Raw genomic sequence first — 15844 nt, forward strand, 5'->3', positions numbered from 1 at the left:
TAGCTTGCGGCAAAATTTTATCTAGCGCTTTAATTTATAAACTTTCACAGCAGGGCTTAAGATCACAGGCTCGAATAGCTCGGGCCTATATCTTTCAAATACAAAAAGCTGAATATAGCTTGAGTTTAGCATCGTCTTATCTAGCAGCAAAAATCTCCCGTAATCGCGCATGAAAATCACGTAAAATTGCGCGCTGCTGTCCATATTAAACTCTTTTACCGAAAGCTTGCCGCTTGCGTCGTAGCTTGTTTCGTAAAAGGTATTGATCGCGAATTTTCTGCCGCTATACTCTAAATTTAAAAGGCTCGGCGAGATCGAAAAGCCGTTGTCCATATGCACGCCGCTTTGATCCTGAACGAACCTATCGCTCGTTATAAAAAACAGCTCACTTAGCTGCTTGCCGTCGGTGATGTCGATGTTTGAAAACTGCGTGACGACGGGGAAGATATTCATCATGCGATCGGGCAGGATGTAGTAGATGTCGCGCGTAGGCCTTGGCGGCTTAAAATCAGCCAGCCCCAAGCTTAAGATAAAATCATTCACATCGGTCGCGTTGTAGTCTTTTAAAATTTGCTTTAACTTGTTTGGAATTTTTTCGCTATATCCGCGCTCGGTGTATTCGACATCCAGGCGTGCCATATTCGCAGAGCTCATCTGATCTTTAAAAAGCGCGAAGCTAACGGGAAAATTATCGTTGCCGAGGTGTTTGCCGCCGTCAATGAGGGTCTTTACGTCGCTGTAATAGCGTATGCCGTATCCGTAGTCCCACCACGAAAGAGCGTAATCCTCGCGCTGCGCCTTATCTTTGAGCTCGTCAAGCACCCGCACCTCGCTTTTATAAAAGACCGTATCGACCTTGTACGAGACGATGTGCTGCCACGCGGGATAGATCGCAAGCGCCGTCAAAATCAGCAGTATCGCGCGTCCGGCGATCTTTGGCAGATCCAAGCGCTTTACGCAAAAATACAAAATATATCCGAAGCTCAGCCCCATCACGCCCACTGCATAGATCGTAAATCTAAGGCCTGCCTTGTTCGCCGCAAAGCCCAAAAGCAGAAGCGGGATCGAGAGCAAAAATTCCTTATGCCTAAAGCAAAGCACTAAATATCCGATCGCTGCGATCACGAAAACCGCGACGTGTGAGCTGATGCGCTCCATAAAGATCTTAGGCGGCACGATGCCCGATTCTTGGATCGTTTGATTGACGTTGAAAAAATGAAATGCCGTATCAGCGTTGTCCGCAAAGGAGCGGAAGATATAAAATTTCGCCTGAAAGATGATCGGGCTAAGACCTCCGTTTGCGATGAAAAAGACTACGGCAAAGCCGCCCAAAAGGGCTAGAGATTTAAAATTTAACAGCCTTCCTTTAAACGCAAAGAGCCAAAATAGCACAAGCGAGATTAAAATCTTTGCCACCAGCGGCGTAGAGCAAAGCGCGATCAAAAAGATAATCATCGCTTCGTAATTCACCGCATTTTTTCGCTTAAAAATCAGCGTATAAGCAAAAAATGCGGCGAGCATCATGGAATTTAGCGAGAAGCTTGAGGGATACCACCACATATAAAATATCGTAAACGTGCCCAGCCAAAACAGCGTGCTGCGCGAACCGCGCGTGCAAATGCGGATGAGCGCCCACAAAATACACATCGCAAGCACGATATTTAGCATATCGGTGTCGTAATACCCAGCCATCGTGCGGTTGTAGTAGCTATTCGCCACGCTCGCGACAAGTGCGCCGATGAAGCCTGCGCGCATGCAGCGAAACTCGCTTGAGATAAGCAAGATCGGCACTACGATGAGCGAGCTAAACAAAGCCGGTAGATAAACGAAGATCGTCTCGATTTTAAAGGGCAAAATTTCAGCCAAAAACGCCGTCACGATCGAAAGTGGCGCGCTAAAATAGCTAAGATCGTTGGGCTGATGAAAGCCCGCAAGACGGTCGCGCGCGCCCTCTGCGAAGGCGTAGCCGTCGTTTGTGTTTATCATCAGCTCGCCGTCCCAAAAAAAGTAGTTCACAAAGCCGCTCGCCCAATAAACCCACCACATACGAAACGCCACGCTAAAGGCAAATGCAAACAAAATCATCAGCAAAATATGCTTAGAAAACTCATAATTTTTTATGAAGCCAAAAATTCTACGCCTGGCAGGAAGCGCGCCAGCTGCCTGATTTTTAGAATTTTGGGAATTTTCTGCTGTAAAGCTTTTAGAATTATCAGAATTTATGCCGTTTGTAGAATTTAAAGCGCTTGCAGAATTCGCATTTTTAAATTTAGCCAAATTAGCGGCTTTTGCGGAATTTTTATTTGTAGAGTTCGCAACGCCAGCGGAATTTTTATTTGTAGAATTTTTGCTCGTGGAATTCGCAGTGCCTTTCAAATTTGAGTTTGTAGAATTTGCGCCTGCGGAATTTTCAGAATTTACCGAGGCGGAATTTCGTCCGTTTGATTTTTTAGCCTTTTTGGATTTTTTTTGTGCTCGCATTTTTGCAGAAACAGCGCGCGCTTGATCGTCGCTTAAATTTTTAACGCCGGCGTGCGCGGAATTTTTGCTCGCAGAATTTTTTGCATCAAGCGCGGAATTTTTATCGCTCTGAGGCGCGGTATCCTCGCTACCTTCAATTGCGGCATTTTCGCCGCTAAAATTCTCACCGCCGCCTGCGGAATACTCTGCATCAAAATTTCCCTCACTAGCGAAATTTTCGCTTAAGGCAGCTTTGTCGGCACCCATTGATTGCGCGTCTTTTTGATCGTCCGATCCTTCGTCGATCTCTCTGACGCTAAAAGCCTTTTTTTCTTCACCCACGCCTATTTTCCTTCGTCGATTTGTTCTATTTTTGCGATCAGCTCGCTTGCTATCCGTTTTTTATCGAAAAACGAGGCTCTAATTTTAGCCTTTTTCTCATAAAATTTTACATAATTTTCATCATCCAGCGCTTTTTGCATCGCCGCTTGAGTGCTTTCTAGATCGTTCACGCCCACTAGCACGCCCCATTCGCTCTGCCCCATAAGCTCGCGCGCGCCGCTTTGATGATCGCTTGAAATCACGAGCTTGCCGCACGCAAGAGCTTCGATGAGCGCGTTTGAAAAGCCCTCAAAAAGGCTTACGAAAACAAACGCGTAGCATCTAGCCATATACTTATACGGATTTGCGTCAAAGCCCAAAAGCTTCACGCGGCCGCCTAAGCCCAGCTCCTCTATCAGGGCCTCAAGCTCGGCTCGCAGCACGCCGTCGCCCAAGATCAGCAGGTCTTTGTCGTTATTTTTTAAATTTGCATACGCGCGGATCAAAAGCGCGTGGTTTTTGCCCGCATCGAGCCTGCCGACGCTTAGGAAAAACGGCCGCTCCTGCGCGACCTGCTCGCTTGCTTTGCGACCGATCTCATCCAAATCGATCGCGTTGTATAGCACGCTCATCTTGCGCTCGTCGATTCCGAAATTATCCGCCAGATCGCGCAGATTTCCAAGCGAGTTTGGAAAGATAAAATCAGCCTTCGGATAGAGCTTGCGCAGCAAAAGCTTTGAAATTTTGGATTTGAAGCTCGGCTCTTTATACAGCACCGACGGCGTCGAGCATTCGTTAAAAATCATCGTTCCGCGTAGCCCGTAAACTCGCGCCAGCGCCGCCACGTAACACGGGCGGTTCATCCAAACGAAGTGGATGTCGATACCCAGCCTCTCGCATAGCTTTTTGTATCGCAGCGCCAAAAACGGCAGCTTTGCGAGCTTCAACAGTCCATTTTCAAAAGGGGCTGATTTTTCGATGAAGTGGATCTGCACGCCGCTTGGAATTTCATAAAAAATCCTCTCGTTCATCAGCACCAGATGCACTTCGTAGCGTGCCGTAAGCTCGCCTAAGAGGTTGCTTACGACGCGTTCGGCGCCGCCGCCGCCCATCGAATATATAAAAACGCTTAATTTCTTCATCCCTTTACCTTTTAAATATCGCTGCCGCGCCCTAAATTTAAGCTTTACTCACGCCTTTTTATGCGAGCATACGCCGCGCTGTTTAAATTTAGCGCATTTTGCACTGCCTCAAGAGGCTAAATTTCATAGCGCAATGTGGCTTTGTAAATTTAAACGCACCGTTTTGCTCGGGCGCAAGAGCCTATCTTAGCACACCGAAGTTTAAATTTAATCCCTGCGCGCCGCAGAGCATCGATAAGCGCCGCACTATTTGCGCGCAAACCGATCTATCAAGCCCTGCCAAAGCTCAACTATGCGCTCTTGCGAAAACTCGTCTAAATTTTCATTTGCATTTTGCACCAGCCGCTTTTGCAGCGCCTCATCTCGCATTAAATTTTCAAGCTTTCTCGCAAGCCCATTCGCATCGCCGCGTTTAAACAAAATGCCGCTAAAGCCGTCCTTTATGAGCTCTTTTGCACCCGCTGTATCGCTGCTAAGCCGTGCGCAGCCATAAAATGCAGACTCGATCAGCACGTTCGAAAGCCCTTCATTAAGCGAACTGAGCACAAAAATTTTAGCTTCTTTATACAGCTCGCTCACGTCCTGCTTATGCCCTAAAAATCGCACTTCAAGCCCGAGTCGCGCCACGAGCTCGCGCAAGCTTTCGCGCAGCGAGCCATCGCCCGCGATTAAAATTTCCCACTTCGCAAGCAGGCTTTTATCGATCCTGCTTAGCGCGTCAAAGTAAATTTCATACCCCTTTACGGGCTCGAGCCTGCCGACGCTTAAGATTACGTTTCGCTTAGCGCTTTTAGCGCCATCAATCTCGCCGAAAAAGGGATTGTGCACGATGAAGCAGTTTTTGACAAATCGCGAATAGTACTCAAAGTCCGAGCGCGTAAGCACCGTAAGCGCGTCCGCTTTTTTATAGCACAGATCGCGCACGCGGCTAAAAAGCCCGCTTGGCAGATAATCGTGCGCGTTGTGCTCGGTCGCGATAAGCGGGATGCCTAGCCCGAAGCTTGCGATCACGCACGCTACGTTCGTCCAGTCCATAAAGCTGATGATGACGCTTGGGCGCTCGCGCTTGAAACACTCGCGCAAAATTCTGTATTTATCGAACCTGCCGCCGTTTTTATAAACGTCCAGATGCAAAAATTTTATCTTTTCGCTAAATTTATACCTGCCCTCGTCGTTTTCCAAAATCGCGATCGTAACGTCGTTTGCGCGCGCAAAATGGTTCGCCAAGACCTGCAGCACGCGCTCGGCGCCGCCGTTTCTAAGAGCTGCGATGACGAATAAAATTTTCATTTTAACTTCCGATAAATTTTATAAAATAGCCGCAAAAGCGCAGGGCTAGCGTAAAACAAGACCATCATCAGTGTCTGCGTGCGGCTTGCATGCGCCGCGAAAAATCTAAAATCCAGCCGCTCGCGCACCAAAGCGCGCAGTGAGCGGATCTGATCCGCAGCTTCTGCGGCGTTTAAAGGCGAGCGGGGATCTGCAGTCTTTCTTTGCGACGCGGAATTTTGCTCGGAATTTCGCATATAATTTTGCTTGGCGGAATTTTTAACTGCGGAATTTTTACCGCATGCGCAAGATAAACTATCAGCGCCATGCAAATCTGCCTCGTTTGCCAAGCTGCGCGTATTAGCCTTGGAAGGAGAAGTCGCATCCCCATCCGAACTTGCAGGATCAAAGCTCGATTTGATAATTAAAAACGCCGTATTCAGCGCGGACTCGCAGCGAGTGAAATTAGCCTCACGCGCCAAGCTTGGATAATTCGCAGCGATCGCCTCAGTATAGCGGCGCACCGCAGCGATGACCGCTAGATGCCTGCGCGCGAATGAGTTTACGGTCGAGCCCGCCCTTACGCGATAAAAATATAAAATTTCATCCGTGCACGCCGCAATAGAAGCGTTAAAAATATCAAAAAATATCGCCACATCCTCATAGATCTGCCCCGTAGGAAAGCGCAAGGCAGCGAAAATTTCACGAGCAAACAGCGCGCGCCAAACCGCGGTGCTAAAATACGGATCCTGCGTGCAGCTGCGTCTAAAAAGCTCTTGCGGCGATATTTTGTATTCGCCTGCGTTGGCATTCGAATTTGCAGCTCCTCCTGGATCGCTAATCTCTTTAGAATTTTGATTTTCTTTAGAATTTAAAGCCGCCTTGAAATTATTTATTTCGCTCTCGTCGCTAAATGCCGCGTAGCCGCACATAGCTATTTTGGTGCAAAATTTCTGCGTCAGGCGAAAAAGCGTCTCAATCAAATCAAGGCTTATCAAATCGTCGCTATCTACGAAACTGATAAACTCCCCGCGAGCGACATCCAAAGCAGCGTTTCGCGCGCTAGCCTGCCCGCCGTTTGGTTTATGCAGCACGCACACACGGGGATCGCGCGCAGCGTATTCGTCGCAAATCGCCTCGCTGCCGTCATTTGAGCCATCATCTACGAGCAAAATTTCTAAGTTCGTATAGGTCTGCGCCGTGATGCGCTCCATGCAAGCGCGCAGAAATTCTTTGACATTATAAACAGGGATGATGACCGAGATTAGGGGATTTTTGCTCATTATTCCTCCCTGTGTATCGTAGCGGCTATGAAATCAAGCCAGCGTCGCCCGATCGTTTCAATTTTAAAGCTCTCCTCGCGCTTAGAGGCATTTTGCACGAGTCGCTCGCGCAGCTTTTCGTCGCTCATTAGAATTTCAAGCTTTTTAGCGATACTTGCGCTATCGCCTACAGGGCACAAAAACCCATCTACGCCGTCGCTTATAAGCTCGCTAGGACCTGCGATGCAATCCGTAGAAATTCTAGCGGTGCCGAAAAATATACTTTCCATCAAAATATTGCAAAAGCCCTCCATCTTGGAGGTTACGACTACGATTTTAGCGCGTTCATATAAGCTTTCGATATCGCGCACAAAGCCGATGAACTGCACATTTAAGCGCAGCTTCGCAGCTAAGCTCTCAAGGCTCTTTCGCTCCTCTCCGTCGCCTGCGATCACCACCTTCCACTCTTTTAAAAGATTGAAATCTATAAGCGCAAGTGCCTTAAGAAGGACATCAAAGCCCTTATAGACATTGAGTCGGCCGGCTGCTAGGATGATATTTTCTTTAGGCGGGCGGGCGTCTTTAGCATGGCTGATCTCAAACATCGGATTAGGCATAATCGCGCGATTTTGCACATATGTGTAATGATCCAGATCAAATTTACTAAGCACGCTAAGAGCTGCAGCCCTCGGATAAAAGATCCGCTTGAGAGCTCGCCAGATCGGACTTTTTAAAAAGCGATGATTGGTGTGTTCGGAGACGATGATTTTCTGCCCAACTCCTAGATTTGCGATAAGCGTAAGGACATTGGTATTATCTAAAAACGAGATTACGACGTCAAATTTACGACTTTTTAGAAGCCTGTGCAAGGCTAAAATTTTATCGTAGCGCTTTTTTATATTGCCAAATACTCCCAAATCGCCCACTCCTAAATCCAAGCTAAGAAGCTCGATCTTAGGATCTAGCGCGTAAAACGGCTCATCTGCGTCAAATTTTATCACACAGACTTCATTCTCACGGCAGAAAAAATTTGCCAGCACGCTTAGCACGCGCTCGGCACCGCCCTTGCCTAAAGCAGAAATTACCATAGCTATTTTCATTTTATGAGCCTAAACTTGTTTTTAAAAATTTCATCGAGTCCTCTCTTTTACGGCGCAACGCCTCATTTACGCCATCCCAATCGATAGTCGCGTTCAAGCGCGCGTCTTTGGGATCTTGCAAAGCTCTATCTTCAAGCCCGAACGAGCCCAAAAGCGAGCTAAAGCGCGACGCGCCGCGACTAGCGTTAACGAGCACAAAAAACGGCTTATTAAAGATTATAGAAAATACGCAGCCGTGAAATGAGTCGGTTAGCACAAACTCCGCGCCCGCAATAGCGCTTAGCCACGCTTTTATGCCGATGCGGTTGCCGCGGTCGTTCACCTCATCTATCTCTAGGCCGCTTTGCTTTTTTAGTAGCTCTATCGTCGCTTCTGAGCGAGGCGATGGATCTAGGATATAGGCAAAACCCTTACGCTTTGGTGCATGACTTAAAAATTTATCGTAAATCTCTTTGTTAGCTAAAAGCGTAGGATCCAGTACCCAGTGCGCATCTACGCCAAAGCATTCACTCGCAAGCTTTATACCATCACGCTCGCGCACCGAAATAGCTTTAAATTTAGCCAAATTTGCAGCGTGAGCTTTTAAATCCGCGGGGTTTTTAAGCCCACAGAGCCTATCTCCGCCAAAGCTTGCAGCATAGGCGATCCGCGTGCAGTTAGGCGGCAAAAATCCAAGGCTAAAGCAATCTGCAAAATCCGCAAAATAGCTAGGGCGAAAAACCTGATCGCTTCCTAAAATCACCGCTTCAAAGCGCTTTTTCTCGCACAGCGCTTTTAAATCCGCAGGCGTGCAAACAGGCGCGGTTAAAGGAATATTTTCCGATACAAACTCGCTAGTATCGCGCTCGTAAGAGGGATTAAATTTCGCGCCGCAAAGCTCCTTTTTAAGCGCACATGCCACTAAAAATTTAATATACGCAATCGATAGTTTACTTCTTTGCAGGCGCAAGTTTATGAGACGTGGCTCATGCCCTAGCCCCACTAGGACGCGACTTAGCGCATAAGCTTGTAAAATTCCGCCGTAATTATTTACTAGCGGCAGGGTAAAAATCCCGATCTTCATGCAAACTTCCTATAAATTTTATATGCCGCGTTCTTTGGTAGCGCTAAAAGCGCTAGCACTTTATTCGCAGCGGCAATTTTTTTGAGCCTAGCGGCGATGAAATCATCACAATCAAAATGCGTAGCGCTATATCGCTGGATCTGAAGCTTCTGGCGCAATATGTAACACCTAAGCGGATTTTTCGCGCCATAGAAAATTTCGTTTTTACACTCCACCTGGCTTTGCTGCGAGCGCTGCACCTCCGCTGCGGATATCCGCTCGCAAAAAATCTCCTCGCGTGCCTGCTTCGTAGGCTGCGAAAACAGCGCGTCGATCTGAGCTGCGCGCGTAATTACGAGCGATGTGCCGCGCCACTCGCTTATTTCGCTTTGCAGCCACGCATCCATCAGCACGACGTCGGCGCATTTAGCAAAAACGTCGGTGCAGGCGTTGCACGCAAGCGGCGTAAAAGCGCGCGAACTCCAGTATGCAAAGGCGCTACTACTGCGATCATCTATCGCCTCGCTACCGTCTGCAGCGCGAAATTTAAAGCCAAAGCTCATCGCACTTTTGCCCGCGATTTTATATCTGTAATTAACTGCTGCGAGCTGCTTACGCTCTTTAAACGCAAGATCTGCCAGCTTATGCGTGAAACCAGCACCCTTGCCCTGTCCGCAAACCAGCCCGATAATAAAGCTTATGCGGGATTTAAGGCGCGGATTTTTACTCGCAGCAAGCCTTAAGGCCTTGGCAAAACACGGCAGCGCGCTGATCGCGTATCTACCCTCACGGCGCGACATCTCCTTTAGCACTGCTTCAAGCGTGAGCGGATAGTAAGCGGACGAGCGCGCGCGAGTAAGCTCATCAGCATTTTTTATCACGCTAAATTTAAATAGCGGCACGGAATTTTCGCCCATAGAATTTCGCGTGTTTTTAGAATTCTCGCAAGCAAAATTCTGCGTTGATACGGAATTTTCACAAGAAGCTTTATAATTCTGTGCGAAATTTTCATTTGTAAAATTCTGCACGGAATTCTGCGTAAAATTTTCGCAAAAAGAATTTTGCGCACTCGTAAAATTTATAGAATCATCATCCGCCAAATTCTGCGTTAAATTCGGAATTACGGAATTCTGCTCGGAATTTTTGGTTGCGGAATTTTGCAAATTCTGTGACTGCGCTAAATTATTGCAGGCAGAAAAATCACGCTTGGAATTTTGGGCTATAAAATCCCCCTCGTCCGCAGGCACAGCGCAAATCGCGTAATCAATGAGCCCGCGCGCAAAAAGCTCGCGAAAAATATAATCTCCCGCGCCGCCGCTTGCACTGCTTAAGCGCTGCGCTTCATCCTTTTTGTAGAATTTGTAAGTGGCTAAAAATCTGCCAAAATCAGGACTAAAGCTTTCCAGCTCTGAGTATGATTTAGAATTTAGCTCGTTTTCGAGCATGTCTTTTTCGTAAAACGGGCAGACTTTTAGACAAATATCACATTTGTCGCGACACCCTTCGCCTTCCTCGGGCGCGTAAAATCCATTGCCTCCAAGCCGCATTTTTAGCACGCTAAAAGGGCAGCTGCTCGCGCAGACGCCGCAGCCGATACAGCGGTCTTTCGTAACTACTTCGCTAATTACATTGAAGCTCAAGCCCGCCTCCTTATCTTTGCTGCAATGCCGCCAAAAATCGCGCGCTCGTAATCGTTCATCGCCCAAAAATATGCGCTTAGCACAAACATAGCCGAATAAAGCCCGCCGCAAATTAGCAAAAAGCTCACTCCATGCAAGCCTAGTGCATAATTTATCGCTAGGCTTACTGCGATTGCGGGAGCAAATTTTACTACCATCGCGCCGATATTTCGCCAAAATTTAGCGATGTCAAGTCCGATTACACGAGCATAGTAGATATTCATCACGCAGATATTTAGCAAGGTAATCGCAAAAGCCGTGCCGCACGCAGCGCCCACGCCTCCGTAAGCCTTAGCTAGCGGGATAGAAATAGCGATATTTACGAGCGTGACGCAAAACGCGGCGATTGAGCGAAATTTGACTTTGTTTTTTGCCTGAAGCACGGCTAGGCCTAAATTTTGAATCAACGGCACGCTTACTGGAAGCACCAAAATAAGCGCGATTGCGTATGAAATTTCATAATTTGCGCCAGCCCATAGCACGATAAACTCCCGCCCAAAAATCACCAAAAGCGACGCGATAAAAAATATCACGTAAAATTGCAGCCTGCCTATCTTGATAAATTCCGCGCTAAGCTCGGAATCAGTGGAGTTTGCAGAGACCATTTTGGCGATTTTAGGAAGCATCACACCGCTAATGGTGAGCGAAAGCGTGACGAAAGTGGCATTTATCGTGCTTGCTACGGCATACGTGGAGACCGCTGTAGCGCCTGCAACAGCGCCTAAGATAAAATTATCGACATTCCAGTTTACTTGATCGACTACGATGCCTAAAAATATAAAAAACGAGTAGCCAAAAATTTGCTTAAGCGTGGAGGCGTCGAAATTTCGCACGCTTATCACGGGCGAGACTTTGCTTTTGCAATAGATGAAATCTGCCGCGACGCAGATTAAATTTACCGCCGTAGCGATGATTACGATCGCGATAGCCTTATATCCCAAAAGTAGCGCAGGCACCGCAGCTATCGGCAGAGCGATCGTACGAAAGATCCCAACTAGCTTAATAAATACGAAATTCTCATGCGCCGTAAGGATCGACGAATAGATGCTAAAAGGAAAGCTAATCGCTAAATTTGCAGTTAGTAGCATTAGCATAATGCGAATTTCGCCCATCTCACTAGCGCTTAGCTTAGCGCCAAAAATCGCGTGCAGATTGGCTAGCAGCGCAGCTCCTGCAAGCACGATCACCGCGCTCATCACTAAATACACGCTAAAGATCGTTCCGTGCAGCTTATGCATGCGCTCCACTTCGCCGCTTGAGACGTATTTGGCGGTATAGACCGTCACAGCATTACCGAAACCCAAATCTAAAATCGCTAAATAGCCGATAACGCTGCTCGCTAAAGAATATAGCCCAAACTCGCTCTGCCCCAGCGCCCGCAGAAAAAACGGCGTATAAACCAAAGTAAGTATCGTAGAAACAAAGATATTTACATACGATAGCACGACGCCGAGCTTACGCTGCGCGGCTTCGGGGGCGTTTAGAATTTTAAGCAAACAAGGCTTCCTTTTGCTCGCCGCTATTAAACACGGCGGAGTAAAATTTTAAAATTTCAAATCGCACTTTCACGCTAGAACCTAGAGCTTCTTTTCCCAATTAAGCGCGCTTAGGATGATCTCATCCAGGCTCTCGTGCTCGGGATGCCAAGAGGTTTTGGTGCGAATTTTATCCGCATTTGAGATGAGGCAGGCAGGATCCCCCGCTCTGCGCGGAGCGATCTCCACTTTAAAATCCACGCCGCTTACTTTTTTAGCTTCATTGACGACCTCTTTTACGCTAAAGCCCGTGCCATATCCTACGTTAAAGACCGCGCTATCATTGCTTTGCAGATAATCAAGCACTGCCAGATGCGCGCTTGCGAGGTCCTCTACGTGGATGTAGTCGCGGATGCAGGTGCCGTCTTTGGTGTCGTAATCATCGCCGAAGATGCTCATCTTATCGCGCTTGCCGACGATCGTTTGGGTCGCAACCTTAATTAGATGTGTCGCGTTCGGGTAGTTTTGCCCGATCGTGCCGTCGCTAGCCGCGCCTGCCACATTGAAGTAGCGCAAAATTCCGTATTTAAAATTCGGATTTGCCGCCGCCGTATCTTTTAGTACCCACTCGACCATCAGCTTGCTTCTGCCGTACGGATTGATCGGGTTTTGCGGAGTTTCCTCGCTTACTTGTGGGATATCCGGCTCGCCGTAGGTTGCTGCCGTGGAGCTAAATATGAAGTCTTTCACGCCGTATTTGTTCGCAAGCGCGATCAAATTCATCGCGTTGGCGGTGTTATTTAGGTAGTATTTTAGCGGATTTTGCGTGCTTTCAAAAACCTCGATAAACGCCGCAAAGTGAATGATCGCATCAAACTTCTCGCGCCCAAAAAGCTTCTCGATTGCGGGGGTATTTTCTAGGCTTTCCTGCACGAACTCAAACTCGCCCACGTCGCGAAGCGCCTCGATCGCTCGCATTGAGCCTTTGCAAAGATTATCCAGTATGACGACGTCGTGGCGGTTCGCTTCTAAAAGCGCCTTTGCAACGTGGCTGCCGATATATCCCGCGCCGCCTGTGATTAAAATTTTCATCTCTTCTCCTTCGGATCAAATTTATCAAAATACGCGATTATAGCCCCTTAGATTAAATCTCCGGTCGCACGCGCAAAAATACGGGGAAGCGCGGCTTTTTTTCGCGGGTTAAATTTTGGTATTGATAGGTGATGATCGTGCCTACCTTAGGCGGATTTGCCCGCATTTCGTCGCTAAAGCCCGTGCCTACTTTAAATTTCACCCCGCTACGTAGATCCACGCAGCTAAGCGAACCCATCTTACCCTCGTTTTTGCCGTAGCCCGGGTTGATTTTTACGACCTTGCAATCGCTATCGTGCGTCTTTTTGTATTTTAAAATTTTATCGCTGCGCCCGCTCTCATAAAGCGCGTTTGGATCGCGCAGTACGACCCCCTCGCCGCCCGCGGCGATGACGCGATCAAAATACGCCTGCACGTCGGCGTGCGTGCTTACCGGAGTTTGCTGCACGATGAGCAAATTTTGCGCGCCGCTTGAGGCGATAAAATTTCTTAAAATTTCCATCTTCGCGCTTAGGTTTTTCTGCTCCTTCGGCAGGTCAAACGCATAAAATTTTACCCTGCTCCAGCGCTCATCGGGCACGCTAGAAGAGACGATCGATACGAGCTGCTCAAACTCTCCGCGCGCCGTGTATAGCTCGCCGTCCACGAAAAACGGCGGAAAGCCCGCGCTCCAGCCCTCGGGGGCGTTTATGATCTTGCCGCGTCTGGAGCGCAGATTTTTGCCGTCCCAGATCGCGCGCACGCCGTCTAGCTTCTCGCTGATCACCCAACCCGTGATATTCATGCCCGGGACATATTCTTTAAGCAGCATCGGTTTAAATTTAACCTCGTCCGCGATCGCGCCGCAGAGCAAAAACACCGCGCCAAAAACCGCGCCTTTTAAAATTTTAAAAATTTCACTTCGCATATGCCGCTAGCTCCCTTTCTATAAAGTCGCAAAAAACGGGCGTATAGCTCATGCCCGCGCACTCTTTTTTCAAAAATTCTCCCATCACCGCGATGTAATTCAAATAATCGTCCTTGGTGATCTTGCCGCGCAAAAGCTCGTATTTCAAAAACAGCCAGTAGGTGTTGAGCACATCGGATCTGCAGTACTCGTCGATCTTGGCCTGCTCGCCTGCGTAATACAGCTGCAAGACCTGATCGCCGTGTACGTCGTATTTGCCGGGAAGGCCCACGCTAGCGCAGATATGATCAAGTTTGAGCCCGCGAACGGCGCCAAAATCGCTGATGTGATCGAGCAGATCCATATGAAACCGCCCGTCGTAGCGGCTGCGGTAGTTCTCCCACTTGCTCTTATTGTTATCGCGATCGTTCGTCTCAAAATACGCTGCGGCGCTTAGATCATAGCACATCGCGCGCGCCATAATCATCGGCAGATCGAACCCGCGCCCGTTGAAGCTCACGAGCCGCGGATTAAAATCCTCGATGAAAGCTAGGAATTTTGCGATTTTATCGCGCTCGTTCTCGCCATCAAGCGTTGAGACGCGCAAAAACCTGCCGAATCCGTCCGCCATCACGGCGCTAATGCTAACGACGCGGTGGAAGCAGACAGGCAGGAACTCGCTGCCGGTTTTTTCTTTGAAAATTTCCATCGCCCTAAGCGAAAGTAATTTGTGGTTTAAAATTTTGCTTTTATCCGCGTTAAAGATCGGCTGCTCGCCGTAAATTTTAAAATTTAACGCGTTTGACGCGGCGTCTTGCACGGAATTTAAAGCGAGATTTTCGCTCTTTGAGCTTTGGGACGCAGAGCTTTGAGGCGCGATATCGTCGTAAGTTAAATTTGACGATGCGGAATTTTTGAGCGCCGTATTTTGCGATGCGAATTTTTCGCTCGTAAAATTTCCCTGCGCGTGATTTTTAGTGGAATTTTCACTGGCGAAGCTTTGAAGTGCAGCATCTTGTTGCGTAAAATTTTGAGGTGCGGAATTTTGCTCGGAATCTTCTATTTTAAAATTCTGCTCCGCCGAATTTACAGCAAAATTTAAAGACGCGCTTTGCTTCTCGCTGCCGATCTTTTGCGAGATCCGCGCATCAAGAAGCTTTGCAAAGCTTTTTTTATCGAAAGGCTCGAAACAGCTCGCGATCGCATCCTCATCCAGCACCCGCACCAACGCCGCTACGTCGGGGATCGTCTCGCAGTCGAATACGCAGATATAATCCTTTTTCATCAAGCTCCTTCCTGGCGGTTTTTACCGCTTTTTTCAAAAATGGCTCCGAAATAATCCTCTATCTCCATGCCGTTTTTAGGTACGCGCCCAATAGAGCTCCTCGCTCATCCGAGGTTCTCATGGCCGCTTCCAACCTTAAAATTTTACGCTGCCGCATTTTCGCAGCAAAAAAGGGGCGTGCGCGGAGGCGCGGCAAATTTCACTACCGCTCGCCGCGGCGCAATTACCGTGCGCAAAGGCGCGCCGGTCGTTAAATTTATCCTTCGATCAAGCGCTTGATACCCGGCAAAAGCTCGCCGGACGCCTCGTAAAGCCTGCTTTGCAGCACGCTAAAATCGCCGCAGTAATCGCCCAAAAGCTGCAAAATATCGTCTCTGATAGCTTGCGAGCGCTCGCTCAGAAGCAGCTCCTGCAAAAGGGCAAAAATTTCGCTCTCATGCGCCGGCGCGCAACCGCAATATGAATCAAGGTAAAACTGAGGCACGACAGAAGCGAGGCTTTCTCGGCCTCGTCATCACCTCGCAAAACAGCGGCGATGCCCTCTACGCCGCCCTCTGCTATGGCTTTGTGCCTAGCCTCGTAATACACCGTGCGCGTCAAATTTTGCCCTTTTTGCACGCCGCTTACTCGACCTTAGCCGCGTCCCACGCAAGGATCGTCTTACCCTCGGCGTCGGTCGCCACGTCGCACATGCCCATGACGTTGTAGCCGCAGTCGACGTAGTGTACCTCGCCGGTTACGCCGCTAGCAAGGTCACTAAGCAGGTACATCGCGCTTTTGCCGACGTCTTGCGTCGTGACGTTGCGCTTGAGAGGCGCGTTGATCTCGTTG

Annotated in this window: 13 protein-coding genes; all 13 read right to left on the minus strand. The window is 48.5% G+C overall.

What is annotated here, in order from left to right:
• Positions 1 to 21: 21 nt before the first annotated feature.
• Positions 22 to 2802 (minus strand): STT3 domain-containing protein, encoded by a 2781-nt coding sequence (locus Q0369_RS02050; protein WP_298095310.1) that lies wholly within the window; start codon positions 2800 to 2802, stop codon positions 22 to 24.
• 2 nt (positions 2803 to 2804) lie between these two features.
• Positions 2805 to 3923, minus strand: a complete 1119-nt coding sequence (locus Q0369_RS02055) for a glycosyltransferase (RefSeq protein WP_298095313.1) — start codon at positions 3921 to 3923, stop codon at positions 2805 to 2807.
• Between the two features lie 246 nt (positions 3924 to 4169).
• On the minus strand, positions 4170 to 5213 hold the full coding sequence (locus tag Q0369_RS02060; protein ID WP_298095317.1) for a glycosyltransferase: 1044 nt from the start codon (positions 5211 to 5213) through the stop codon (positions 4170 to 4172).
• On the minus strand, positions 5210 to 6475 hold the full coding sequence (locus tag Q0369_RS02065) for a glycosyltransferase (RefSeq protein WP_298095320.1): 1266 nt from the start codon (positions 6473 to 6475) through the stop codon (positions 5210 to 5212). Before Q0369_RS02065 ends, Q0369_RS02060 begins: the two co-directional genes overlap by 4 nt.
• Positions 6475 to 7554, minus strand: a complete 1080-nt coding sequence (locus Q0369_RS02070; protein WP_298095324.1) for a glycosyltransferase family 4 protein — start codon at positions 7552 to 7554, stop codon at positions 6475 to 6477. The genes Q0369_RS02065 and Q0369_RS02070 overlap by 1 nt, the downstream gene beginning before the upstream one ends.
• A 1-nt stretch (position 7555) precedes the next feature.
• Positions 7556 to 8617 carry a polysaccharide pyruvyl transferase family protein gene (locus Q0369_RS02075; protein WP_298095328.1) on the minus strand — a complete coding sequence of 354 codons (1062 nt, stop codon included), beginning with the start codon at positions 8615 to 8617 and terminating at the stop codon, positions 7556 to 7558.
• Positions 8614 to 10236 (minus strand): Coenzyme F420 hydrogenase/dehydrogenase, beta subunit C-terminal domain, encoded by a 1623-nt coding sequence (locus Q0369_RS02080; RefSeq protein WP_298095331.1) that lies wholly within the window; start codon positions 10234 to 10236, stop codon positions 8614 to 8616. The genes Q0369_RS02075 and Q0369_RS02080 overlap by 4 nt, the downstream gene beginning before the upstream one ends.
• Entirely contained in the window at positions 10233 to 11771 is a 1539-nt protein-coding gene (locus Q0369_RS02085; RefSeq protein WP_298095333.1) for an oligosaccharide flippase family protein, read from the minus strand. Before Q0369_RS02085 ends, Q0369_RS02080 begins: the two co-directional genes overlap by 4 nt.
• 81 nt (positions 11772 to 11852) lie before the next feature.
• On the minus strand, positions 11853 to 12842 hold the full coding sequence (gene galE / locus Q0369_RS02090) for a UDP-glucose 4-epimerase GalE (RefSeq protein ID WP_298095335.1): 990 nt from the start codon (positions 12840 to 12842) through the stop codon (positions 11853 to 11855).
• A gap of 52 nt (positions 12843 to 12894) precedes the next feature.
• On the minus strand, positions 12895 to 13749 hold the full coding sequence (locus Q0369_RS02095; RefSeq protein WP_298095337.1) for a DNA ligase: 855 nt from the start codon (positions 13747 to 13749) through the stop codon (positions 12895 to 12897).
• Positions 13739 to 15013: a 3'-5' exonuclease gene (locus Q0369_RS02100; protein WP_298095340.1), complete on the minus strand. Its 1275-nt coding sequence runs from the start codon at positions 15011 to 15013 to the stop codon at positions 13739 to 13741. Before Q0369_RS02100 ends, Q0369_RS02095 begins: the two co-directional genes overlap by 11 nt.
• A gap of 256 nt (positions 15014 to 15269) precedes the next feature.
• Complete coding sequence (locus Q0369_RS02105; protein ID WP_298095343.1) at positions 15270 to 15497, minus strand: hypothetical protein; 228 nt, start codon at positions 15495 to 15497, stop codon at positions 15270 to 15272.
• Between the two features lie 139 nt (positions 15498 to 15636).
• Positions 15637 to 15844 (minus strand): SDR family oxidoreductase (locus tag Q0369_RS02110; RefSeq protein WP_298095346.1); only part of this gene is annotated, 208 nt, incomplete at its 5' end.

This window comes from uncultured Campylobacter sp., from assembly GCF_938030685.1.
Taxonomy (GTDB): domain Bacteria; phylum Campylobacterota; class Campylobacteria; order Campylobacterales; family Campylobacteraceae; genus Campylobacter_B.

Coding starts and splice junctions, on each gene's coding strand:
- Q0369_RS02055 (WP_298095313.1), bottom strand. CDS start 3,923: ATGAAGAAATTAAGCGTTTTTATATATTCGATGGGCGGCGGCGGCGCC.
- Q0369_RS02060 (WP_298095317.1), bottom strand. CDS start 5,213: ATGAAAATTTTATTCGTCATCGCAGCTCTTAGAAACGGCGGCGCCGAG.
- Q0369_RS02065 (WP_298095320.1), bottom strand. CDS start 6,475: ATGAGCAAAAATCCCCTAATCTCGGTCATCATCCCTGTTTATAATGTC.
- Q0369_RS02070 (WP_298095324.1), bottom strand. CDS start 7,554: ATGAAAATAGCTATGGTAATTTCTGCTTTAGGCAAGGGCGGTGCCGAG.
- Q0369_RS02075 (WP_298095328.1), bottom strand. CDS start 8,617: ATGAAGATCGGGATTTTTACCCTGCCGCTAGTAAATAATTACGGCGGA.
- galE (WP_298095335.1), bottom strand. CDS start 12,842: ATGAAAATTTTAATCACAGGCGGCGCGGGATATATCGGCAGCCACGTT.
- Q0369_RS02095 (WP_298095337.1), bottom strand. CDS start 13,749: ATGCGAAGTGAAATTTTTAAAATTTTAAAAGGCGCGGTTTTTGGCGCG.
- Q0369_RS02100 (WP_298095340.1), bottom strand. CDS start 15,013: ATGAAAAAGGATTATATCTGCGTATTCGACTGCGAGACGATCCCCGAC.